Annotated in this window: 23 protein-coding genes; 11 read left to right on the forward strand and 12 right to left on the reverse strand. The window is 63.1% G+C overall.

Features of this window, described 5'->3' with window-relative positions:
- Nucleotides 1-21: 21 nt before the first annotated feature.
- Nucleotides 22-2583, forward strand: coding sequence for a trehalose-phosphatase (gene otsB, locus FEZ60_RS08770; RefSeq protein ID WP_045068411.1), 2562 nt, complete (start codon nt 22-24; stop codon nt 2581-2583).
- Here the strand turns inward: otsB and FEZ60_RS08775 are convergent.
- Nucleotides 2568-3656, reverse strand: a complete 1089-nt coding sequence (locus tag FEZ60_RS08775) for a LacI family DNA-binding transcriptional regulator (RefSeq protein ID WP_033232541.1) — start codon at nt 3654-3656, stop codon at nt 2568-2570. The two genes, otsB and FEZ60_RS08775, sit on opposite strands and share 16 nt — an antisense overlap.
- Nucleotides 3657-3794: 138 nt before the next feature.
- Here FEZ60_RS08775 and FEZ60_RS08780 point away from each other — a divergent pair, with 138 nt between their 5' ends.
- The 6 genes from FEZ60_RS08780 (at nt 3795) to FEZ60_RS08805 (ending at nt 8947) form a co-directional block, all read left to right on the forward strand.
- Nucleotides 3795-4742, forward strand: a complete 948-nt coding sequence (locus tag FEZ60_RS08780) for a zinc ABC transporter substrate-binding protein (protein ID WP_033232543.1) — start codon at nt 3795-3797, stop codon at nt 4740-4742.
- 84 nt (nt 4743-4826) lie between these two features.
- Nucleotides 4827-5666: a metal ABC transporter ATP-binding protein gene (locus tag FEZ60_RS08785; protein WP_033232697.1), complete on the forward strand. Its 840-nt coding sequence runs from the start codon at nt 4827-4829 to the stop codon at nt 5664-5666.
- Nucleotides 5663-6544 carry a metal ABC transporter permease gene (locus FEZ60_RS08790; protein WP_033232545.1) on the forward strand — a complete coding sequence of 294 codons (882 nt, stop codon included), beginning with the start codon at nt 5663-5665 and terminating at the stop codon, nt 6542-6544. The genes FEZ60_RS08785 and FEZ60_RS08790 overlap by 4 nt, the downstream gene beginning before the upstream one ends.
- Nucleotides 6541-7302, forward strand: coding sequence for a 5-oxoprolinase subunit PxpA (locus tag FEZ60_RS08795; protein ID WP_116104126.1), 762 nt, complete (start codon nt 6541-6543; stop codon nt 7300-7302). Before FEZ60_RS08790 ends, FEZ60_RS08795 begins: the two co-directional genes overlap by 4 nt.
- Nucleotides 7303-7341: 39 nt before the next feature.
- Nucleotides 7342-8202 carry a biotin-dependent carboxyltransferase family protein gene (locus tag FEZ60_RS08800; protein ID WP_141486562.1) on the forward strand — a complete coding sequence of 287 codons (861 nt, stop codon included), beginning with the start codon at nt 7342-7344 and terminating at the stop codon, nt 8200-8202.
- A gap of 73 nt (nt 8203-8275) precedes the next feature.
- Nucleotides 8276-8947, forward strand: coding sequence for an LpqN/LpqT family lipoprotein (locus tag FEZ60_RS08805; protein WP_033232551.1), 672 nt, complete (start codon nt 8276-8278; stop codon nt 8945-8947).
- A 60-nt stretch (nt 8948-9007) separates the two neighbouring features.
- Here the strand turns inward: FEZ60_RS08805 and rlmB are convergent, their stop codons facing one another.
- Genes rlmB through FEZ60_RS08830 form a run of 5 tightly spaced genes read right to left on the reverse strand, consistent with a single transcriptional unit; the run spans nt 9008 to nt 13059 of the window.
- Nucleotides 9008-9979 (reverse strand): 23S rRNA (guanosine(2251)-2'-O)-methyltransferase RlmB, encoded by a 972-nt coding sequence (gene rlmB, locus FEZ60_RS08810; RefSeq protein WP_033232555.1) that lies wholly within the window; start codon nt 9977-9979, stop codon nt 9008-9010.
- A gap of 2 nt (nt 9980-9981) precedes the next feature.
- Nucleotides 9982-11376 (reverse strand): cysteine--tRNA ligase, encoded by a 1395-nt coding sequence (cysS, locus tag FEZ60_RS08815; protein WP_033232556.1) that lies wholly within the window; start codon nt 11374-11376, stop codon nt 9982-9984.
- An 11-nt stretch (nt 11377-11387) separates the two neighbouring features.
- On the reverse strand, nt 11388-11864 hold the full coding sequence (gene ispF, locus FEZ60_RS08820; RefSeq protein ID WP_033232559.1) for a 2-C-methyl-D-erythritol 2,4-cyclodiphosphate synthase: 477 nt from the start codon (nt 11862-11864) through the stop codon (nt 11388-11390).
- Nucleotides 11865-11877: 13 nt separating this feature from the next.
- A complete protein-coding gene (gene ispD / locus FEZ60_RS08825; protein ID WP_116104129.1) occupies nt 11878-12546 on the reverse strand; it encodes a 2-C-methyl-D-erythritol 4-phosphate cytidylyltransferase in 669 nt (222 codons plus the stop codon).
- 24 nt (nt 12547-12570) lie between these two features.
- Nucleotides 12571-13059 (reverse strand): CarD family transcriptional regulator, encoded by a 489-nt coding sequence (locus tag FEZ60_RS08830; protein WP_033232561.1) that lies wholly within the window; start codon nt 13057-13059, stop codon nt 12571-12573.
- Between the two features lie 264 nt (nt 13060-13323).
- On the opposite strand from FEZ60_RS08830, the gene FEZ60_RS08835 reads away from it, so the two are divergent.
- Both FEZ60_RS08835 and radA read left to right on the forward strand, forming a co-directional pair.
- Entirely contained in the window at nt 13324-13956 is a 633-nt protein-coding gene (locus FEZ60_RS08835) for an LpqE protein (RefSeq protein WP_033232562.1), read from the forward strand.
- 97 nt (nt 13957-14053) lie between these two features.
- Nucleotides 14054-15487 carry a DNA repair protein RadA gene (gene radA / locus FEZ60_RS08840; RefSeq protein WP_033232563.1) on the forward strand — a complete coding sequence of 478 codons (1434 nt, stop codon included), beginning with the start codon at nt 14054-14056 and terminating at the stop codon, nt 15485-15487.
- Between the two features lie 23 nt (nt 15488-15510).
- Here radA and FEZ60_RS08845 read toward each other — a convergent pair whose 3' ends face one another.
- On the reverse strand, nt 15511-16071 hold the full coding sequence (locus FEZ60_RS08845; protein ID WP_033232699.1) for a PaaI family thioesterase: 561 nt from the start codon (nt 16069-16071) through the stop codon (nt 15511-15513).
- A 97-nt stretch (nt 16072-16168) separates the two neighbouring features.
- Here FEZ60_RS08845 and disA point away from each other — a divergent pair, with 97 nt between their 5' ends.
- A complete protein-coding gene (gene disA / locus FEZ60_RS08850) occupies nt 16169-17254 on the forward strand; it encodes a DNA integrity scanning diadenylate cyclase DisA (protein WP_033232701.1) in 1086 nt (361 codons plus the stop codon).
- Nucleotides 17255-17312: 58 nt separating this feature from the next.
- Here disA and FEZ60_RS08855 read toward each other — a convergent pair whose 3' ends face one another.
- Nucleotides 17313-18044 carry a DUF4232 domain-containing protein gene (locus tag FEZ60_RS08855; protein WP_172935925.1) on the reverse strand — a complete coding sequence of 244 codons (732 nt, stop codon included), beginning with the start codon at nt 18042-18044 and terminating at the stop codon, nt 17313-17315.
- 93 nt (nt 18045-18137) lie between these two features.
- The gene (locus tag FEZ60_RS08860) at nt 18138-18755 is read right to left on the reverse strand and encodes a carbonic anhydrase (RefSeq protein ID WP_033232570.1); all 618 of its coding nucleotides are present in this window, start codon (nt 18753-18755) and stop codon (nt 18138-18140) included.
- Nucleotides 18756-18913: 158 nt separating this feature from the next.
- Between FEZ60_RS08860 and FEZ60_RS08865 the strand changes: the two genes are divergently transcribed.
- Entirely contained in the window at nt 18914-19561 is a 648-nt protein-coding gene (locus FEZ60_RS08865) for a TetR/AcrR family transcriptional regulator (protein ID WP_172935926.1), read from the forward strand.
- 3 nt (nt 19562-19564) lie between these two features.
- On the opposite strand, the gene FEZ60_RS08870 is transcribed toward FEZ60_RS08865, so the two are convergent.
- From FEZ60_RS08870 to FEZ60_RS08880, 3 genes are all read right to left on the reverse strand, one after another.
- Nucleotides 19565-21121: a long-chain-fatty-acid--CoA ligase gene (locus FEZ60_RS08870; RefSeq protein WP_172935927.1), complete on the reverse strand. Its 1557-nt coding sequence runs from the start codon at nt 21119-21121 to the stop codon at nt 19565-19567.
- 67 nt (nt 21122-21188) lie between these two features.
- Nucleotides 21189-21968 carry an SDR family oxidoreductase gene (locus tag FEZ60_RS08875; protein WP_033236369.1) on the reverse strand — a complete coding sequence of 260 codons (780 nt, stop codon included), beginning with the start codon at nt 21966-21968 and terminating at the stop codon, nt 21189-21191.
- The gene (locus tag FEZ60_RS08880; RefSeq protein ID WP_045068385.1) at nt 21968-23680 is read right to left on the reverse strand and encodes a thiamine pyrophosphate-binding protein; all 1713 of its coding nucleotides are present in this window, start codon (nt 23678-23680) and stop codon (nt 21968-21970) included. Before FEZ60_RS08880 ends, FEZ60_RS08875 begins: the two co-directional genes overlap by 1 nt.
- Nucleotides 23681-23750 lie beyond the last annotated feature (70 nt).

The following is a 23750-nucleotide window of genomic DNA, read 5'->3' on the forward strand; positions in this document are numbered from 1 at the left end:
CAATCACCTAGATTTGAAGAGGTGAGCGCACAGGATCTCCCCATCGAACTCCGTCGAGCCCTCTCAGCCGTGGCGCAGACGCCACGGTTGCTGGTTGCCTCCGATTACGACGGGACCATGGCGCCCATCGTCGCGGATCCGGAGAAGGCGTATCCACGCGCGGAATCGGTCCGTGCCCTTCGCTCGCTCGCCAGCCTGGCTTCCACGACAGCGGCCGTCATCTCGGGACGTGCCCTCAAAGACCTCGCCGCGCTCTCCCGACTCCCCGCCGAAGTACAGCTGGTCGGCAGTCACGGCTCCGAATTCGACATCGGATTTGTTCACGCCATCGACGCCGACGCCAAGAAACTGCTCGGCGAGATCAGCACCGAACTGACCCGGATCGCGTCCCGCACTCCCGGCGCGACCGTCGAGAAGAAACCTGCCAGCATCGCTCTACACGTTCGAAACTCCCCCGAAGACGACGCCGAAAAAGCCCTGATCGCGGTGCGAACGGAATCCGCGCTCTGGCCGGGAGTGCAGGTCACGGAAGGCAAGTCCGTCGTAGAACTGGCTGTCATCGCCACCGACAAAGGCCAAGCGCTTGATCTCATCCGGCACCAGGACGGCGCAACCGCTGCCGTGTTCATCGGCGACGACGTCACCGATGAAAAGGCGTTCGCCAGGCTGTCCGGCCCGGACATCGGCGTCAAGGTCGGCCCGGGCGACACCATGGCCGCCTTCCGCGTCGACAGCACCGAGGACGTCGCGGCCGCGTTGGCGTTTCTGCTCGAAGAGCGCCGCACGTGGCTTTCAGGTGCAGACGCGCCGCCCATCGAGCGGCTGTCCATGCTTGCCAGCCCCCGCACGGTTGCCCTCGTGACGCCCGACGCCACCCTGACCTGGTTGTGTCACCCCGAACCCGACTCCGCAGCGGTATTCGCCCACCTGCTCGGCGGGACAGCAGCCGGACATTTCAGCGTCGGTCCCCGGCGGACTGCGCTGCCGCTGAGCCAGAAGTACCTCGACGGCACCATGACCGTTCAAACGCGGTGGGCCAGCCTGTCTGTCACCGACTACCTCCCCCACGACGTGCAACAGGGCCGAACCGACTTCACCCGCATCATCTCCGGTAGAGCCGACGCCGTGGTCTCGTTTGCACCGCGCCCGGAGTTCGGCCAAGCTCAAGTCACCCTCGAGATCGTGGAGGATGGCATCCGCGTCCTGGGCACCAACGAGCCGTACGTGCTGCGATCCCCCGGTGTGCAGTGGAATATCGCAACCGACGGCAACCAGCAGACCGCCCATGCAATCGTCACGCCGTCAGCCGGCGATATCGTTCTCGAACTGCGCTGCGGCACAACAGATATGGACCCGTCACCGGCGCCCGAAGCAGACCGGCGCGCCAGGTCGGAAAGTTACTGGTCCGATTGGGCTAAAACCCTCGAGCTGCCGAAACTCAAGCCGGACTTGATGAAACGCTCCGCTCTCACGCTGCGCGGACTCGTCCACGCCGACTCAGGCTCCATCATGGCAGCGGCAACCACGTCACTTCCCGAAGAGATCGGCGGCGTCCGAAACTGGGACTACCGCTACTGCTGGTTGCGCGACGCCGCACTCACCGCAACAGCTCTCGTGAGTGTCGGGTCGACGCACGAAGCCGAGGAGTACCTCGACTGGGTCCACCGTGTCCTCGAAACATTGCCGGGCCCCGAGCGTCTACACCCGCTGTACACGCTGAACGGCACGTCACTGCCGCCTGAGGCCGTCATCGACTCCCTGCCCGGGTACGCCGGCTCCCGCCCGGTGCGGGTTGGCAACGCTGCCAATCAGCAAGTCCAACTCGACGTCTTCGGCCCCATCGTAGAACTGATCGTCCACCTTGCCGATGCCCGCGAAAAGGCCGGGGCTGCCGAGCCTTTGAGCGATCGGGACTGGGAACTGGTGGGCGCCATGGTCGAAGCCGTGCAACGACGATGGTTCGAACCCGATCACGGCATCTGGGAGATCCGCGACAACCCGCGCCATCACGTCTACTCCAAGGTGATGGGGTGGGTGACCGTCGACCGCGCAGTGAAACTGGCCGACCGCTTCGGCCGAACGGCACTGCCCGAGTGGGCCGAATTGCGCGATCAGATTGCCGACGAGGTGCGCCACAAGGGATGGAAGGACGACGTCCAGTCGTACACCGCCGCATACGACGGTGTAGATCTCGACGCCGCAACCCTGCACATCGGTCTGTCCGGGCTGATCGATCCGGAGGACCCGCGATTTGCCGCGACGGTAGTTGCCACCGAAGCCGAATTGCGTAGCGGTTCAACGGTGTACCGCTATCACCACGACGACGGCCTGCCCGGCATCGAGGGTGGATTCCACCTCTGCGCGGCCTGGTTGGTCGAGGCGTACCTGCTGATCGGACAACGCCTGCAAGCAGAGGCGTTGTTCGACCAACTGGTCGCAGCAGCAGGTCCTACCGGTCTTCTCGCGGAAGAGTACGACCCGGTCGCAGAACGGTCACTTGGCAACCATCCCCAGGCTTACAGCCATCTCGGCCTACTGCGCTGCGCTCAGCTCTTGGACTTACCCGCTCAGATCTTGGCCTGACCCGACGTACGGCCGACCAGTAGTTCCGTTTCGAGCATCTCGATGATCGGCACACCGGAACCGGACGGTGACATCAGCAGTGCACCCGCGCGCCGGCCCTTCTCCTCCTGAGGCTGGCGCACGGTGGTCAGCGATTCACGAAGCGCCTCGCCCACGCCGTCGAATCCGGTGATTGACAATTGACCAGGCACGTCGATGCCCTGCCAACGCGCCCAGTCCAAAGCGCCGAGGGCAAGTACGTCGGTAGTGCAGATCAATGCCGTGATCTTCGGATTCGTCGCGAGCGCTTCCGCCGCCGCGGAGTGCCCGGACTGCGTGGTGTGGACGTACCGCTCGATCACAGTCAGAGAAAACGGATCAATCTGCGCCGTCGACATCGCGTCGCGCACTCCCTCGATCCGCTCACGCTGAACGTGGAAATGCGGCGACTTCAGGCGCTCCTGACTGACAACACCATCCATCCGGTCTCGCCCCAGCCGCATGCAAAGCACACCGATCTCGGTGTGGCCCAGACCGATGAGGTAATCGGCAACCTTGCGCATGGCAGCGCGGTCATCGATGCCCACGAGAGACGCTCCGGGAATCTCGCGCGGCTGATCGCACACCACGATCGGGATGTGACGTTCGAGGACGGCGGCAAGATACGGGTCGTCGTCGGCAACCGAATAGACGACAAAACCGTCGACGCCGGCTTGCTGCACGACCGCGGCGGCATCCACGTCGTCTCGCCCTGGTCCGGCAGGAATCAGGAGCAACCCCTGCCCAGCTTCCTCGCAGGATTCCGAGAGGCCTGCCAGGAAGCTCATGGCAGCCGGGTCACGGAAGCTGTAACTGAGCGCTTCGGTGAGGAGAAGTCCCACGGCACCGGCTTTACGGGTACGTAGGGAACGGGCGACCGGATCGGGTCCGGGATATCCGCGTCGCTTGGCCGCTTGGAGCACTCGATCCCGAAGCTCGACGGAGAGCTGATCGGGTCGGTTGTACGCGTTCGAGACTGTTGTTCTCGACACATTGAGCTCGGCGGCGAGCGACGCCAAAGTGGCTTGACGGCGTGGCTGACGGGACCGGGGCATAGACGGACGTTATCGGTACCCCTCAAAGTCGGCACGACGGGGCTGAACCGAACATGACCTACCAGCGACTATGCGCTAATGTGTAACGGTAACGGTTTCCAATAGCATTTAGCCCACCCTTCGTTCAGGAGAAAATTCGTGCGCTCGTCGTCCAAAATCCGCATCGCCGCCCTCGCCACCATCTCGGTCGCAGCGGCCATGGCACTGACGGCCTGCGGCTCCGAAAAGACCGGGGACGATGGCATCTCCGTCGTCGCCTCCACAAACGTGTGGGGCAATGTTGCGCAGGCCGTCGCAGGTGACGTTCTCACCGTCACCTCCATCATCGACGAGCCGTCCGCGGATCCGCATTCCTTCGAAGCCACCCCGGCTCAGGCTGCCAAGATCACCGACGCCTCCCTTGTCGTCTACAACGGTGGTGGCTACGACCAATTTGTCACCGACATCCTCGACGCAGGCAAGGGCGACCAGAAGACCGTCAACGCGTACGACCTGCTCGACGGTGGAATCCACGCAGGCGAGACCTCGGGAGAATCGCACGACGGTCACACGCACGGCGCCGTCAACGAGCACGTCTGGTTCGACATCCCCACCGTCGACGCAGTGGCCCACTCCGTCGCCGACCAACTCAGTGCACTCGACCCCGACAATGCGTCGACGTACGAGGCAAACGCACAGGCATACAGCCAGAAACTGGCCGGCATCACCGCCGTCACCGATTCGATTGCCGCTGCCCACGGCGGCGAGTCGGTCGCGCAGACCGAACCCATCGCGCACTACCTGTTGGTTGCCGCCGAGCTGAAGGACGCAACCCCCGAGGAATTCACCAGCGCGATCGAAGACGGCAACGATCCGTCACCGGCCGCGATCGCCGCAACGCGCCAATTGCTGTCGGACAAGGCTGCAAGGGCCCTCGTCTACAACACTCAGACGCAGGACAAAGTGACGCAGGACATGCGCTCCACCGCCGAGAAAGCAGGCGTGCCCGTCGTCGAGGTTACGGAGACTCTCCCCGAAGGCCTGGACTACATTCAGTGGCAGACGCAGACCGCGGAGTCGCTAGCCAACGCCCTCTCTGCCCAGTAATTTCTTGCCCACTCAATTCCGAGAAGAACCGATCGGCTTGTGACAGAAACCTCCGCGAATCCAACGGCGCCGGCAACAAACGCCATGCCAGCAGTCGCCCTGAAAGACGCCCGATTGTCCTTCGGCGCCCGCACCCTCTGGGACGGCCTCGACCTCGAGGTTCAGCCCGGCGAGTTCATCGCAGTGCTCGGCCCTAACGGCTCCGGCAAGACCTCACTTCTGAAGATTCTGCTGGGGCAGCTACAACTCAGCGGCGGCAGCGCAGAAATCGCCGGAACCCCGGCCCGCGCCGGAAACTCGCACGTCGGGTACATCCCGCAGCAGAAATCCATCGACGACGGACTTCCGCTGCGCGGGCGCGACCTTGTCGGTCTCGGGGTCGACGGACATCAGTGGGGCACCGGCCTGCTTCGGCGGGGGCGTCGGCGCGCGATTGTCGACAACGCCATCGCGCAGGTCAGCGCCGAAGCGTTCGCGGACGCCCCCATCGGATCCATGTCCGGCGGTGAGCAACAGCGATTGCGTATTGCGCAGGCACTGGTCGGCGATCCGAAGATCCTGCTGTGCGACGAACCGCTGCTCAGCCTCGACCTCGCCAACCAGCATCTGGTGTCGACGTTGATCGACAAGCGTCGACGCACCCACAACACGGCCGTACTGTTCGTGACCCACGAGATCAATCCGATCCTTCCGCTGGTCGATCGGGTGCTGTATCTGGTCGACGGCAAGTTCCGCATCGGAACGCCGGCCGAGGTGATGACGTCCGAGGTTCTCTCTGATCTGTACAACACCGACGTCGAGGTACTGCAGGTTCGTGGCCGCCTGGTTGTCGTCGGCACCGGCGACGCCATCGACGCTCTCGGCAGCGCGGGCGGCCTGCGTCCGGGCGAAGGCGTCCACCACAGCGATGAGGATCACGCGTGAGCAACAAATTCACCGATGCGATGTCGCGGATGTTCGACGTGTCCGCCACTGTCGACCTTCTGCAGTACGACTTCGTCCAGCAGGCATTGATCGCCGGGGCGATTCTCGGATTGCTGGCCGGCATCATCGGCCCGCTGATCGTGAGCCGGCAGATGTCGTTCTCCGTTCACGGGACCAGTGAGCTGTCACTGACCGGCGCGTCGGCTGCCCTGCTGGTCGGAGTGAGTGTCGGCGCCGGAGCAATTGTGGGTTCGGTGGTCGCGGCAGTTCTCTTCGGACTACTGGGAGCCAAAGCGCGAGACCGCGATTCGGTGATCGGCGTGATCATGGCCTTCGGGCTCGGACTGTCGGTGCTGTTCCTCTGGGCGTACGACGGCCGCACCGGAACCAGCTTCTCGTTGTTGGTCGGTCAGATCGTGGCACCTGGCAACAGCGGACTCGAACTGCTTCTTCTGTGCGCAGTCATCGTGATCGGCACGCTGGGATTCATCTACCGCCCCTTGCTGTTCGCCAGCACCGATCCCGAAGTGGCTGCGGCACGCGGTGTTCCGGTACGCGCGCTGTCCATCGTCTTTGCGGTTCTTGTCGGCATCACGGCCGCTCTGGGTGTGCAGATCGTGGGCGCGCTGCTGGTGATGTCGTTGCTCATCACGCCCGCCGCGGCGGCCGCGTACGTCACCGCAAGCCCGCTCAAGGCCACCATCTTGTCCGTGGTCTTCGCGGAACTCGCCGCTGTCGGCGGCATCCTGCTCTCCCTCGCACCCGGAGTTCCGGTGTCCAGCTTTGTCACCACGGTGTCGTTTGTCATCTACCTGGTGTGCCGCCTCACCGGTTCTGCGCGACGCAAGAATGCCGGACGGATTCCGGCGCACGCATGACGATCCGCGTCGACCTCAACAGCGACCTCGGCGAGGGATACGGCGCCTGGACGCTCGGTGACGACAACGCCATGCTGACCGTGGTCACCAGCGCCAATATCGCGTGCGGGTTTCACGCCGGTGACCCGACCACACTGTTGGCGACCTGCCGCTCCGCTGTGGCGCAGAACGTACGGATCGGCGCGCAGGTCGGATACAACGATCTTTCGGGATTCGGCCGACGCTTCATCGACGTCTCACCCACCGATCTCGCGGCCGATGTCATTTATCAACTAGGGGCACTCGACGGACTGGCCCGTGTCGCCGGCTCCCGCGTCACGTACGTCAAACCTCACGGCGCGCTCTACAACGCGATAGTGCATCACCGTGAACAAGCGCGCGCCGTTGTCGACGCCGTTCGTAGCTACGACGCGTCCCTCCCCGTTCTCGGGCTCCCGGGTTCGGTGTTCCTGGCCGAAGCGGAAGCGGCCGGTCTGACAGTTGTGACCGAGGCCTTTGCCGACCGCGCGTACACGCCGGAGGGGACGTTGGTGCCCCGAAACCAGCCAGGGGCAGTGCTTCACAACCCTCTTGCCATTGCCGAACGCGTGCGCCGGATAGTGCTCGAGGGCGTCGTAGACGCCATTGACGGCAGCCGCGTGACGGTCCGCGCCGACTCGGTGTGCGTCCACGGTGATACCCCGGCCGCCGTCGACATGGCCACCGAAATCCGGAGACTGCTCACCGCGTCCGACGTGACGATCACGCCCTTCACCTGATTCCTGCGCCCGCACTCCTCGCTGAGGGACAATGGCTTCATGGCATGGCTCGATGTCGTTCGCCCCGGCCCGTTGACCACCGTCCAGGACCATGGACGGGTAGGTTGCGCGGCCAGCGGCGTCGGCCGCTCCGGCGCGGTTGATCTGATCTCCCACGACGCGGCAAACAGGCTGGTAGGAAACGCACCTCATGCCGCCACGCTCGAAATCACGACAGGTGGATTCGCCGCACAGGCCGTCGGGCCGCTGACCGTTGCAGTCACCGGCGCGAGGGCACCGGTGACAGTCAACGCACGTCCCGTTGCCGACTACTCGACCCTCCGACTCGATGGCGACGACCTCCTCGAAATCGGCTACAGCACAACCGGACTGCGCACATATCTCGCTGTCCGCGGCGGCATCGACGTCCCGGAAACTCTCGGCTCTCGCTCCACCGACACACTCGCCGAACTCGGCCCAGCGCCCGTCCGCGCGGGCGATCACCTGCTCGTCGGAGTTGGCGAAGCCGAGTGGCCGATCGAGGATTTCATCCCACCGCCGGCGCCCACCCCATGCCCCGTTCCGCTCGGCATCACCCTCGGACCGCGCGACGACTGGTTCACACCCGCCTCCGTCCACGCATTGCTGCACCACGCCTGGACCGTCACCGAAGACACCGATCGAGTCGGCGTTCGGCTACGCGGCCCCGGACCGCTGCATCGCTCACGTACGTGCGAATTGCCCAGCGAAGGCGTCGTCTCCGGCTCGGTTCAAGTGCCCCCGAACGGTCACCCCGTGATATTCCTGGCTGATCATCCCGTAACCGGCGGGTATCCGGTGATCGCAGTGGTCACCGACCCCGGAATCGCCACGCTGGCGCAAATGAGACCGGGAAGTTCGGTTACCTTCCGGGTGGCGTAGGCGGCGCTGATAGTCTCAGCCACTGCTGGCGTCGGCGCACGGCCGTCGTGAATAAGCCGAAGGAAACTGACATATGAGTATGAAGAGCAGCACAATCGCTCTGAGCGCAGCCAGTTTGATCACCGCAGCACTTGTTCTCTCGGGATGCAGCAGCTCCGACGACGGCGAGGCTGTCTCGGAGGCCACCTCGGTAGCGACCTCCGCAACTACCTCGGCCGCCGCGGCAACAACGTCGGATGACAGCATCAGCTTCAGCGGCGAACGTGTCACCCTCAACTCCGGCACCGACGCCGACGCACCGGCCATCAGCGTCAGCCTTCCGGACGGATGGTCGCAGACCCAGAAAGTCACCACCGGAAGCGTCACGGACATCCTGTCCAGCAACCAGGCCGATGCAAACGGCTTCATGCCGAACACGACATTGACGGTGGAAAGCCAGGGCACCGCAAGCCCCGACGACGTTCTTGCCGGCGCCCAGGCGTCGCTCGGCATGCTCAACGGATGGACCGAGGTGAACAAGGTCGACCTCGACATCGACGGACAGAAGGCGATCCGCATCGCCGGAACCTGGTCGCCGCCGAACGTTGACGTTCCCCTGTTGGCGGTCATGACCGTCATCGCCTACCAGGCTGACGAATCGTCTCCCGTGTACCTGGTGAGCTTCGCGAATCAGTTCACCGATAAGGAAGACATGGCGCTCTCCGACCAGGTCGAGGAAATCAACACGTCAATCGAATTCGGCTAAGCCCCCCGTGCGCGTTTCTGGTCGTTCCCACTACCGGAAACGCGCACCGGGCCGAAGGCCCTAGCTGCTACGGCGACGACGCGCGATGTCGGCCAACACAACTCCGGCAGCAACCGAAGCGTTGAGCGACTCGACCGGTCCAGCCATGGGGATGGACAGAATCGCGTCACAGTTCTCGCGGACGAGACGTGAGAGTCCCTTGCCCTCTGAACCGACCACGATCACCACTGGACCGCTGCCGTCGAAATCGTCGAGAGTGGTGTCGCCACCGGCGTCGAGGCCCACAACCTGTACACCCTTGGACGCCCAGTCCTTGAGCGTGCGAGTGAGGTTGGTGGCGCGAGCAATCGGCAGACGAGCAGCAGCACCGGCACTGGTACGCCAAGCGACGGCACTGACACTGGCGCTACGACGCTCGGGAATCACGACGCCGTGTCCACCGAAAGCCGCGACCGAGCGCACGACGGCGCCCAGGTTGCGGGGGTCGGTGATGTTGTCCAGCGCGACGAGCAACGGCGGCTCGGCGTGCTTACGCGCCTCGGACAGGAGATCGTCCGGATGTGCGTAACGGTACGGCGGAACCTGCAGCGCGATGCCCTGGTGAAGACCGTTGGCACTCAGGCGATCCAGATCGGTACGCGGTACTTCGAGAATGGAGATTCCGGCATCAGCGGCAAGCTGAACGGATTCCTTCAGGCGGTCGTCGCTCTCGGTGCCGACGGCAACCCACAGCGCCGTCGCCGGAACGCCAGCGCGCAGGCACTCGACCACCGGGTTGCGTCCGAGCACTGTCTCGGGACCGTCGAGAACCTTGCGGCCCGGACCCGGACGGCCACCACGACCCTGCTTCTCGTCGGCCCGTGCGGCGCGCGCTGCACGCTTCGCCGCGGGATGCTTGGTGCGTGCCTCGGCGGGTGGCGTAGCGCCACGCCCTTCGAGACCGCGACGGTGCTTACCGCCGGAACCGGCAACCTGGCCCTTCTTGGTGCCGCCCTTACGGACTGCGCCGCGCCTGCTCGAGTTTCCAGCCATTGTTACTGCCCTGCCTTCAGGGACCATTCGGGTCCGTCGGGAGTATCGGTTACTTCGATACCCGCCTTGATGAGGCGATCACGGACTTCATCCGCCACCGCCCAGTTCTTTTCCGTCCGTGCCTGCTGCCGCCGATCGAGATCGGCGCGCACCAACACGTCCAAAGCTTCCATTGCCGCCTCGGTGTCGCCACCGGACTGCGACCAATGCGCGTCGAGGGGGTCGACGCCCAGGATGGCGAGCATCGCTCGCACCTGACCTGCCGCCACGCGCGCCGCGCCCAGGTCTCCCGCTGCGAGCGCGGTATTGCCCGCACTCGCCTTGCCGTGAATCTCGGCCAACGCGATCGGGACCGACAAGTCGTTGTCGAGCGCTTCCGCGAAACCTTCTGTCCACGTTCCGAGTTCGACGCCACCTGCGCGCTTGTGCGTACGCAGGACAAACGCCTCGAGTCCTTGGTACGACTTGGCACTCTCTTCGAGGGCTTCGTCCGAGTACTCGAGATTCGAACGGTAGTGAGCACTACCGAGGTAGTACCTAAGTTCTTGCGGGCGAACCTTTTTCAAGACATTCGGCACCGACAGCACATTGCCGAGCGACTTGGACATCTTCTCGCCACTCATCGTGACCCAGCCGTTGTGCAGCCAGTACTGAGCAAAATCGTCGCCGACGCATTTTGCCTGGGCAATCTCGTTCTCGTGATGAGGGAAGACCAAATCCCTTCCACCGCAGTGAATATCGAATGCGGCGCCGAGATAGAACTCCGCCATTGCCGAGCATTCGAGATGCCAACCGGGACGGCCGGGTCCCCACGGAGTCGGCCACGAGGGTTCGCCAGGCTTGGCCGTCTTCCACAGCGTGAAGTCACGCGGGTCACGCTTGCCCTCGGCAGCACTCTCACCCTGATGGACGTCGTCGAGCTTGTGCCCGGAGAGTGCGCCGTATTCGGGGTAGCTCTGCACGTCGAAGTAGACGTCACCGCCCGCGGCGTACGCATGACCGTTCGCGATGAGACGCTCCATCATCGTGACCATCTGCGTGACGTGACCGGTGGCCCGCGGTTCGATCGACGGCGGCAATACACCCAACTGGTCGTATGCCCACGTGAAGGAACGCTCGAACGTCGTGGCCCACTCCCACCAGGGACGGCCGGCGTCGGCAGCCTTGTTCAATATCTTGTCGTCGATATCCGTCACATTGCGCACGAATGCAACGTCGTTGTCGTGCGCTAGCAACCACCGGCGCAGCACGTCGAATGCGACGCCGCTACGCACGTGTCCGATGTGAGGATCACCCTGGACTGTCGCCCCACACAGGTACACCGATGCATGTCCGGGGACCAACGGAACAAAATCCCGCAGGGCCCGCGTACCGGTGTCGTATAGGCGCAGGGTCACGACCAGCGATCTTACCTGTCGTTGCCGGTTGTCATGACCAACGCGGTGGCCATGGCGGCGATCCCCTCGCCGCGCCCGGTCAAACCGAGTCCATCGGTGGTGGTGGCGGAGACCGAAACCGGGGCACCGAGAACCTCGGAGAGGACCCGCTGCGCCTCATCGCGACGCGGACCGATCTTGGGGCGATTCCCGATGACCTGAACTGCGGCATTGCCCACCGTGAACTGGTTTTCCTCGAGCAACCGCCGAACCTCGGCGAGCATCCGGACGCCACTCACTCCGTCCCATTCCGGCCTCCCGGTACCGAAGACGGATCCGAGGTCGCCCAATCCCGCCGCGGAGAGAAGAGCGTCACACAACGCGTGAACGGCAACATCGCCGTCGGAATGCCCGGAGCAGCCGTCAGCATCCTCGAATAACAAACCGGCCATCCAACACGGCCGTCCTACCTCGATGGGATGAACATCCGTCCCCAGACCGACTCGCATCTAGTTTCCGTCCTTACGAATCCGCGTCCAGAAGTGCTCGGGCAAGTACCAGGTCGAGTGGCGTCGTGATCTTGAAGGCATGAGCTTCACCGGCGATGGTCTGTACGGAAACGCCGAGTCGCTCGACCAACGACGCGTCGTCCGTTGCCGCCAGATCACCGGCATCGTAGGCCTGGCGCAATACCTGCGCGGAAAAGCCCTGGGGAGTTTGTACCGCACGAAGTTCGCTGCGAAGCGGGGTACCGGTAACCATGCCGACAACATCGACAGACTTGATGGTGTCCGTGACCGGCAGCACGGGAATGACCGCAGCGCTACCCGCCTTCAGTTCTGCGACAACCCGCGCAATCATCGCCGGCGGAGTCAAAGCTCGCGCAGCATCGTGCACGAGTACGAACTCTGCGTCTCCGGCCGCCTCGAGCCCGGCCCGCACGGAATCCGTGCGCTCTGCTCCACCTGCAACCACGTCGACGTCGTCGCTACGCCCGAGATCAGCCTTGACTGATCCGAGAAGTTCAGGCGGCACAATCACAACAACGCGGTCGACCGCTCCGGATTTCCGGAGCCCGTCAACCGCGCGTGCAAGCATGGTGCGCCCACCGAGTTCGACGAATGCCTTGGGTATTTGCTCACCCAAGCGCAATCCCCGACCTGCGGCAGGAACCAGTGCGACTACCGACACTGTCAGCTTTGTTGTGGTGTTGATTCAGGACGCGGTCGCGAGGACCTCGTCGAGAATGATCTCGGCCTTTTCGTTGTCAGTGCCCTCGGCGAGCGCGAGCTCCCCGACGAGAATCTGACGAGCCTTGGCAAGCATGCGCTTCTCACCAGCAGAAAGTCCACGATCCTGCTCACGACGCCACAAGTCACGAACAACCTCGGCGACCTTGTTCACGTCACCTGAAGCAAGCTTCTCGAGGTTCGCCTTGTATCGACGAGACCAGTTGGTGGGCTCTTCGGTGTGCGGTGCACGCAGAACCTGGAAAACCTTGTCGAGGCCTTCCTGGCCGACGACGTCGCGAACTCCGACGTATTCTGCGTTGTCTGCGGGAACTCGAACTGTCAGATCGCCTTGAGCAACCTTCAGAACGAGATATTCCCTCTGCTCACCCTTGATGGTGCGGGTTTCGATAGCTTCGATCAGCGCCGCACCGTGATGGGGGTATACGACGGTGTCTCCGACCTTGAAAATCATGTGTCCCGTGCCCCTTTCGATTCCACTAGTTTAACACGTCGAAGAACCAGCCATGCATCAACGGCGCAGGTCAGGGGCATCCTTGCTCGAGCGTAGGGGTTGACAGTGCTTGTTGGACGTGCATTCAACCAGCGTCGACGGCCTGTTCACGGCGGCGTGAAAGCCCACGCGGACAACCGTTGTGGCTACCCAGCGACCGGCCCGCGAGAGCTGACTACTACTCTGCCTAGTGGAGTGCGAACCTGACGCCCTGGAGGACAAACCGTGACTGCTATCCGCAAGCCGACTCGCCGAGTCGCTACCGCCATTGCACTGGCTGCAGGCGCAGCCATCGCGCTGTCCGCATGCGGCTCGGGACAGGTGAGCCAGACTGCCGTCCAGCAGGCCGCCGTGAACGGCAACAGTGCCACCGTTGGTGACATCGCCCTGCGCAACGTGCATATCGCTTACCCCTCGTCCGAGGAATACAGCATCGAACCCGGCGGAAAGGCCGTGCTGGCCTTCACGATCGTGAACGAGAGCACGGAGACGACCGACAAGCTGGTGAGCATCACCACTGACTACGCTGCAAGCGTTGTCGCCGGTGAAGAGGTCGCCGGATTGGTGCTCAAGCCGCAGACATCCCTGCAGGCCGGAGAGCTTCCCGCGGGCGAGTCCGCCGAGGCCGAAGCCGAGAAGCAGATCGAGAACAAGGACCAGAACACAGACGCTCCCGCAGCGCTCGTGCTCGTGGTCCTCGAAGACATCAAGGCCGGCGTTCGCCCGGGCCTGACCATCCCGATCACCTTCACCTTCGAGAAGGCCGGCCCCGTCACGGTTCAGGTTCCTGTCGATGCGGGCCCGCAACTCGAGCGTGACGTGTCCGAGAAGTCACCGGTCGAGGGCTCAGGACACTGAGCTTGTAAACCTCAGGCGGACACTGCGTTTCGCCAAGGTCACGAATTGCCACACTAGAGGCGGGGTCCATGTCGGACCTCGCCTCTAGTCTGTTCCGGTGGCCAAAGCGAAATCGAACTACCGGTGCTCCGAATGCAAATCCGTCGTGCCCAAATGGGTCGGCCGCTGCCCCGAGTGCGACACGTGGGGCTCCATGTCCGAAGTGTCCGTCGTCGCTCCGGTCGCCAGTCGCGCGGGAGCATCGCTCGCCAAGGCCGGATCGGCCGCTGTCCTGCCCACCACACCCGCCACTCCGCTCACCCAGATCGACAGCCAGAGCACCAAGGCCAAGCCCACCGGGATCGGTGAACTCGATCGAGTTCTCGGCGGTGGTGTCGTTCCAGGGTCGGTCGTCCTGCTCGCCGGGGAACCTGGCGTCGGCAAATCCACGCTGCTGCTCGAGGTCGTCTACCGGTGGGCGATGCGGAGTCCGCAAGACCGCGCGCTGTACGTCACCGGAGAGGAGTCGGCCGGGCAGGTCAGGCTCCGGGCCGATCGCACCAATTCCGTCCACGAACGGATGTATCTGGCCGCGGAAAATGATCTCGCGACCATCCTCGGCCACGTCGAGCAGGTCAAACCCACCCTGGTGATCGTCGACTCCGTGCAGACCATGCTCGCGGCCGACGTCGACGGCGTTGTCGGTGGCGTCACACAGGTCAAAGCGGTCACCAGCGCGCTCACGTCGTTGGCGAAATCCAGTGGAATCCCCGTACTCCTTATCGGCCACGTCACCAAGGACGGAGCCGTGGCCGGCCCACGGTCGCTCGAGCATCTCGTCGACGTTGTCCTACATTTCGAAGGAGACAAACACTCCACGCTTCGCATGGTCCGCGGCGTGAAGAACCGATTCGGAGCAGCCGACGAGGTGGGTTGTTTCGAACTCACCGAACAAGGCATCAACGAGATCAGCGATCCGTCCGGATTGTTCCTTCACCATCGGGAAGAGATGGTGGAGGGCACTGCTGTCACCGTGATGATGGACGGCAAACGCCCGCTGCTCGGCGAAGTACAGGCATTAGTGGCGCCTACCCCACTCCCCACTCCCCGCCGCGCTGTGAGCGGCCTGGACACCGCGCGCGTCGCCATGGTTCTAGCGGTACTCGAGCGACGCGCCGGAGTATCGATCGCCAAAGCCGACGTCTACGCGGCAACGGTGGGCGGCATGCGAATGACGGAACCGGGTGCCGATTTGGCCCTCGCCATCGCCGTGACGTCCGCAGTGAAGGGAAAGCCAGTTCCCAAGGGAATGGTGATCCTCGGCGAAGTCGGACTCGCCGGTGAGGTTCGCCGAGTTGCCGGCGTCAACCGACGACTGATCGAAGCTGCCCGATTGGGATTCACGAGCGCAATAGTGCCGGTCGACTCCGGGCCGAACATTCCCGGTATGAGAGTCAACGAAGTGACGAACATAGCCGAAGCATTGACCTACGCCGGTTTGCTCGGTGGCAAGCAGGGCGCGCCTCGACCCAAGCTCACCCCCGTCAAATGACGGAGGTGCTCAGCACAGGGCAATCAGACGGACGAGGTCCCGAACGGCGACGTCGGAACGCCGTCGACAAATTCCTGGGTTTGTGCAAAATGCTCGGGTGTGATGGTCAGGAACAGTCCGCGCGACGTTCCGACAATGACGTCCGGATCAGCGGCTGGACCTTCGACGATGACAGCTTCTGCGCTGGTGTAGACCTTGCGGCGAACGGTGCCCTCGACGCGAGCCCGAAACTCGAGAACCGAACCAAGCGGAATCGGCCGAGCAAAGTCGATCTCGAGGTGACCGGTCACCACCGGAGTGCCGAGGACCATGCATGCCACGCCCTGCACCTCGTCGAAAGCGGTGGACAGAATTCCGCCGTGAATGACTCCGGGTCCACCCTGGTACTTCTTCGCGACTTCGAGGCGTCCGGTCACTTCGAGGCCCTCGCCCGCCTTGAAACTCATCGCCATCCCGGCCGGCTGATCGTCGCCGCAACCGAAGCACTTCGACCAGTGCTGAGGCAACTTCTCACCCGCCGCCGGGAAGAATTCGACGGGCACGGGCACGGTCAGGTCGTCAGGCAAAGTCCAGGTGCTACTCACGGATAGGTAATCTAATCGAAGGATCTGCCAGTACCAGCTATCGGACCCGGACTTAGTGACATCGACCTCAGCAGGGAGTTTCTCAATGATCAGTGCGATGGCGGATCCCCAGTCGTCGCCGGCGTTGAGAGAAACCATCGCCAGATTGGCCCCCGGAACCGCGCTGCGCGACGGCCTCGAACGCATTCTTCGAGGTCGCACCGGCGCCCTGATCGTCCTCGGTTACGACGACGAGATCGAAGCGCTCTGCGACGGTGGTTTCAACCTCGACGTCGAGTTCGCGCCCACCCGCCTTCGGGAACTCTCGAAGATGGACGGTGCCGTGGTGCTGTCCACGGACGGCTCGCACATCGTCCGCGCAAATGTTCAACTCGTTCCGGACCACAAAATCCCGACCGTCGAATCCGGCACTCGGCACCGGGCAGCGGAACGCACGGCAATCCAGACCGGATACCCGGTCGTGTCGGTAAGCCAGTCGATGTCGATCGTGAGCGTCTACGTCGGCGGCATCAGACACGTCATCGAAGGTTCCGCCACGATCCTTTCCCGGGCAAATCAAGCCGTTGCGACACTCGAGCGATACAAGGCACGCCTCGACGAGGTCACCAGATCGCTGTCCGTCGTCGAGATCGAGGACTTCGTGACGCTGCGCGACGCACTGACAGTGGTGCAGAGACTCGAGATGGTTCGACGCGTATCGCTCGAGATCGAACAGGACGTCCTCGAACTCGGCACCGACGGTCGCCAGCTCGCCCTTCAGCTCGAAGAACTGGTCGGCGACAACGACATTGCGCGTCAGCTCATCGTTCGCGACTACCTTGCCGGCCCCGAGCCGGTCGGAACCGCCGCGATGGACAATGTGCTCGCTGCCCTGGACCGTGTCACCGATGCCGATCTCCTCGACCTGACAACACTCGCCCGAGTGCTCGGTTACCCGGGCACGATCGAAGCCCTCGATACCCCGATGACACCCCGCGGATACCGGGTTCTCATGCGGGTACCGCGGCTTCAGTTCCATCAGATCCACCGATTGGTCGGATCATTCGGCACCTTGCAAGCTCTGTTGGCTGCTACTGCGGCCGACCTTCAATCAGTCGAAGGTATCGGTGGGCTGTGGGCCCGTCACATCCGCGAAGGTCTGTCACGGCTCGCCGAATCTTCGATCACCGGTTCGTTCAACTAGGCGATATTGAACGGCTCCGCGCCGCTACTAGGCGATATTGAACGGCTCCGCGCCGCTACTAGGCGATATTGAACGGCTCCGCGCCGCTACGTAGTGCACCGAGCTGGCCGACGACGGTGTACGCGCCGGGACCCACGGGATTGCGCTGCGGATTCTGCGAAGTGGCGCAGTCCGGAGTCGACGTCGTGGCAGACCAGGCAACCTTGAAGGCGGCCTGCTCACCCGGTTCGAGGTTGCGCACATCCGGAGCAGGCTGCGGGTAGCAGTCGACGTTGGACCACAGTCGGTTCTTACCGTCGATGCTGTAGACAAGCACCTGCTGGAGTCCGCCGGCCAGGTCGCGGTCACACGCGGCGGAACCGATGTTCGTGATGACAATCGTGAAGGTCGGTTCCTCACCACCGGCGAAGGTCGGCTTGTCTGCGGTTGCCTTGACTGCGAGGGACGAGTCGGCGCACTGCCCAGCAGGCACCGGAGCCGCACTGGTCGCCGAGGTTGTCGAACTCGCAGCAGCGGACGTCGCAGAACCATTCGAACCGGAATCACCACTGCCGCCGCCACCGTTGCCGCCGGAGCTGTTGCTTCCTGACGGGTTCGGCGTGAACGACACCTCCGACGTCAGTGAGGAAGTCGCGGCCGCGGCATCTGCTTCGGCAGGATCGTCTCCCCCACCGACCAGTGCCGAAATCGCCCAGATCAGCAACACCAGGGCGATAACGGCAGCACCGATGGCCAGAGCCCGGCGACGCCAGTAGATCTGAGGGGGCAGTGGTCCATTCGGTTCCAACACGGTCTCAACGGTAGTTGGCGAAAGGCTCACAAACGGTCAGCTGAGACGGCGTGTCGGCACCGTGTGACGAAGGACTGCGGGGATTATCCCGGCCTACTCGCCGATTTCGCCTACTACGCCCTGCAGGCGCATGTGTCCGTCGGACAGCGTGTAGGTGACACCTGCGATCGCGCACTCTCCCTTGGCCACCTTGTCGGCAATGATTCGTGACCGCTGCATGATGAGCGAGCCCGTCTCGACAACGTGCCGGCCCTCGAGTTCGTCGACAGTCTTCAGGCCTTCGTTGCGTCCCATGAGAATGGACGGCGCAACGCGTTCGATCACACTGCGAATGAAACCGTCTGGCACTGCGCCCTTGTCGAGAGCGTCGAGCGTGGCTTTGACGGCGCCACAGCCGTCGTGCCCGAGCACAACGATGAGAGGCACGTTGAGAACATGGACGGCGTACTCGATGGAACCGAGAACGGAATCGTCGAGCACGTGACCTGCAGTGCGGACGACGAACATGTCACCCAACCCCTGATCGAAGATGATCTCGGCGGCAACACGTGAATCACCACAACCAAACAGCACGGCGGTGGGGTGCTGTTCGTTGACCAGCTTCGCGCGATCCGCGATTCCCTGGCTGGGATGGATGGACTCGCCGCCCACAAATCGCTCGTTTCCCTCACGGAGGGACTTCCAGGCGGACTTAGGACTTGAATTCGGCATTTCAATATTGTGCACCCGCCGCGATATTCCGACACATCGGGAAGGGCCTGGTCGCGGAAACCAACCGCCTTGTCCGTAGTCCGCCGCACGAAGGAGCATGGACCTCCGCAGCGTACGATCCCCCCAAACCTTATCGAACGATAGCTAATGGAGAAGTCATGGTCACGAAGAATTCGGCGAAAATCGCCACCACCGAGGCCAGTTGGCGACGGATCGAGCCACTCGAACTGAGCCCCATCCTCCAAGCTGCCCTCGAAGGATTCTACGACAACGGCTTCCACGGCACCTCCGTGCGAGACATCGCGCGTCGCGTCGGTGTCACGATTCCTGCGCTGTACTACCACCATCAGAGCAAGGAAGGGATCCTCCTCGCGCTCTTGGAGATCTCGACCGGCGACGTGCTCGCGCGTGCACACACCGCATCGGCCGACGGCGGTGACGACCCGTGCGAACAGCTCACGAATGTCGTCGAAGCAATCGTGCTGCGCATGACAACCCGATCGCGCCTGGCTGCCCTCGAAGGTGAGGTGCGGTACCTCAGCCCCGAGAACCGGCAGCGATACCGCGTTGTCCGCAAGGGCATCGAGGAACTCGCCCTCGCCATCGTCAGCGATGGCGTCGAACGAGGAGTGTTCTCTGTCGCCGATACAGCCGAGACCACTCGCGCACTACTCGCCATGTGTCAGTCCATTCCGCGGTGGTACCACGCGGAAGGCGAACTCAGCCCGGAGGAAGTCGCCAAGAAATACGCAGAGATCGCCCTGAACACGGTGGGATACAAGCCTCGCCGCAAGCGGACTCGCTAGTTCTCACAGTGCTGCGTACTGCGCTCGAAGTTCGCGCTTGAGTATCTTTCCGGTAGCGCCAAGTGGAAGTTCAGCAACGACGTCGATCGATTTCGGGCACTTGTATCCGGCGAGACGTGCTCGCGTGAATGCGAGTATCGCGGTGGCATCGAGTTCGTGATCTGCAGCAGCGACCACCACCGCCTTGACTGCCTCACCCCAGACCGGATCCTCCACTCCGACAACGGCAACCTGTGAAACGCCGGGATATTCGGCGATCACCGATTCGACCTCGACGGGGTACACGTTCTCGCCACCGGAGATGATCATGTCCTTGATCCGATCGGTGATGTAGACGTATCCATCGTCGTCGATCCGTCCGACATCGCCGGTGTGAAACCAACCGTCTGCATCGATCGCAGCCGCCGTCTCAGTCGGACGTTCGTAGTAGCCCTGCGTAGTCTGCTCGGATCTGATGCAGATCTCCCCCGACTCTCCAAGTGCTACCGACTCTCCAAGCATTCCTTCGGATGTTCCCGCGCCCACAACCTTCAACTCCACCCAGGGGTACGGCTTGCCCACCGACCGCAACAGCGAGGCTCTCTCTCCGTCAACCGAATGGTCGGCCGCATCGAGTTGTGTTACAGCTCCGTGTGTTTCGGTCAAACCGTAGACCTGAAACAGCGGGGTGTCGAATGTGTCGAGAGCTCGCCTCAACACTGCCGGTGTGATCGGCGAGGACCCGTAGGCGATAGATCTGAGCGCTGCAAAATCTCGGTCTCGCGCGCCCGGTACTTCGACCATCATCCCGATCACGGAAGGCACCAGGAATGTATTCGTGATGCTCATGGTCTCCAACACGTCCAGCAGGTCAGGCGGCGTGAACTCCGACAGAATCACGTTGTGCGCGCCGTTCGCGAGACCGACGAGGGCCCAACCCAATCCACCGATGTGAAACAGCGGCATCGCACACAAGCTGACGGATGATTCGTCGAATCCCCACGGGCCACCGGTCTGTGTGCACGCCCCGAGGTTCCGGTTCGACGTGAGAACACCTTTGGGCTTTGCCGTCGTACCGGACGTATAGAGTTGCAGAACAACGTCATCCGAGCCTCCACGCCAACCGGGATCCACCGCGCTCGCACCAGCCAATCGAGCTTCGTAGTCCAATGGGCCGGTGCCGTCGATCTGAACCAACCGCTGCATCGGCGCTCCGGATTCCCGGACTGCGGAGACCACCCCGTCGAATTCACTGTGAAAGAACAACACTTGCGCTTCCGAATCGGCGAGCACCTCGGCGGCCTCCACACCGGACAATCGCCAATTCACCGGGATGGTCACTGCCCCGATCTTCGCCGCGGCCAGCACTGCCTCGACCACCTGCGTGGAACTTCTGTCCACGACCGCCACCCGAGAGCCCGGACCACAACCGAGCGCGATCAGAACATTCGCAAGCCTGTTTGTTCGAATGTCCAACTCCGCGAAAGTGATCGAACCATCACGGCCAGTCAGAGCAAGGGCGTCGGGTCGAGCAAGAGCATGACGACGACTCTCGTCGGCGAGGCGGTACTCCGTAATCATGTGAGTAGATCTTTCTCAGTTCGAAGGAGCGGATTCATGTGCGGCAGGGCAGCCGCGAAGCTTGCCGCTACGACAGGGCCCCGAGGTGTTTCATGACATCGGGGTACCGACGCAAATGCGCACCGCCATTGACGTCGAGAACCTCCCCCGTTGTCCACGACGACGCGTCGGAGGCCAGGTAGAGCACAGCTTCCGCAACATCGCGCGGCGACCCGTTACGTCCGAGCGGGGTGTTCTCCGTGAAATCTGCCTGGATGACCGGGACAGATGTCAGCCCCTCGACAAGGGGTGTCTCGACCAGACCGGGTGAGACGGCGTTAACCCTGATTCCGCGCTCACCGAGCTCGAGCGCTGCAACCTCGGTGAGCATGGCGAGACCTGCTTTGGCGGAGCAGTATCCCGCAAACCCTGCGGCAGCCTGGCGTGCGTTCAGAGAGGTGATCGAGACGATCGCTCCCCCGGCCTCCATCGCTCGGGCAGCATGTTTGATGACGAAGAACCCACCGGTCAGGCAGATATCCACCGTGCGCCTCCACGTATCGGCGTCCAACTCGGTGATGAATCCGGGCAGATTCAAGCCGGCGCAGTTGACCGCAATGTCCACCCGACCGAGCCTCGCCCGAGTTTCTTCGAAGACCGTGCGAACCGATTCCTCGTCGACAACATCGACGCACACGGCTTCGGCTCCCCTGCCGAGTTCGACGGCGCGGGACCGTCCACCTTCGACATCGATGTCTCCGATCACGACAGTTGCACCTTCTGACGCCAGCAATTGTGCTGTTGCCCAACCGATGCCGGATGCTCCGCCGATGACGACCGCCACTTTCCCCGCAACACGTGTCGACATCAGCGAGGAATGTTCTCGTAGTAGGGGACCACGATTTCGTCCGTGCTGGTGACGTCGCCGAGCATCATTGTCGTAATGGGGTGGACGACGTGTGGATCCACCTCGACGTTGATGCATGCGGGCACCCCAGCGTCGAATGCACGCTTCATCGCGTCGGCGATAGATGCAACATCCTTCACTCGCTCGCCGTACCCGCCGAAGGCCTCGGCAACCTTCTCATATGCGCTGTCCGCGAGCTCTGAGACGACGATACCTTCATCCCCGTACACAGCTTCCTGACCATGGATCGACATCCCCCACACTGCGTTGTTGAATACCACTGTCACAACGGGTATTCCGTGACGGGCCATGGTGTCGAATTCCTGGATGTGGAATCCTGCAGCACCGTCGCCGGTGATCAGCACGACGGGCGATTCCGGGCGCGCACGATGTGCGCCGATGGCAAATCCCGGCCCGACTCCCAGACAACCGAGATATCCGAGGCGCAGAACGCCACCCACTTGTTCTGTCGTCGTGAAGAATTCACCCCATGACGGCGCCTCGGCACCGTCCATGACAAAGGTCGTGCCGGGAGGGCAAGCCTCTACGATCGCGCGCGCCGCAAAGTACGGATGCGCCTTGCCGGTCTGCGTCTGCTCATCCGTGAATCCATGACGATGTGCGTGCTTCGCACTGGTGGCGGCCTCGACCCAGGTCCTCCAGTCGGGCCATTGACGTTGATCAGCAGCAGTTTTCAACGCAACGAGCGCCTCGCGGCAGTCGGCGAGGATCGGAACCTCGACATCCTGCATACGTCCGATTTCGGACGCGTCGACGTCGATCTGTATCAATCGCGCGCCAGGGAACAAGCTGGTGCGCCCGCCGGTGAACATTCCGGCCCGGGCTCCGACTATCAGCACTACGTCGGGAGTGGGCTGTCCGAGCGCAGGCAAAGACCCGATCGCCAACAGTCCACCGCCGGCGAGACGATGACTTGCGGGTATCGCTCCATCCGACTTTCCCGGGTAGAACACTGGTACATCCACTGCTTCCGCGAATGCCACCAGAGCCTCGCCGGCGCGGGAGAACGTGACACCACCGCCGATGACTATCGCAGGATTGTTCGCTTCGCCAAGAACATCGAGTGCGGCTTCGACGGCCGAGGCAGTTGGACCGGGCCGGGCGTCGACTGTGTAGTTCGCGGGGAATCTCACGGCATTTTCGTCGGCCTCGCCGAACATCACGTCGATCGGAACTTCGAGCAGCACCGGACCCGGAATTCCGGTCGTAGCCTTACGAATAGCCAGTGCAACGATTTCGGGCACGCGTGCGGGGTCGGTTATGCGATAGGCCCACTTGGTCACCGGTGTGGCCGCTGCTATCTGATCGAACCCACCTTGCAGCGGATTCGTCTCGGTCTCGCGCATCGGCGGAGCGCCCACAACGAAGATGGTCGGGGTGCGATCGAGGAGCGCATTTGTCAGCGCGGTGTAGACGTTGGTAAAGCCAGGACCGGACGTGACGACACAAACGCCGTACGTCCCGGTCACCCGCGCGTAGGCGTCGGCGGCATGTCCGGCAGTGGCTTCGTGACGGGTGTCGGTGAGGCGAATGCCGTTTCGCCGACAGGCAACGAGGAAAGCATCCAAATGCCCTCCGTGCAGGGTGAATACCTCGGTAGTTCCAGCTTCGGCCAGGGCTCTGGCAAGTAGTTCGCCACCATTGACAGTCATGTGTTGTCCTTCCGGAAATCATGGCGCTTGATTAACGATCGCTAAGTATCTGAACAGTAGCGTGGGTCAC

The organism is Rhodococcus sp. MS16 (assembly GCF_013277795.1).
GTDB classification, from domain to species: domain Bacteria; phylum Actinomycetota; class Actinomycetes; order Mycobacteriales; family Mycobacteriaceae; genus Rhodococcus_F; species Rhodococcus_F globerula.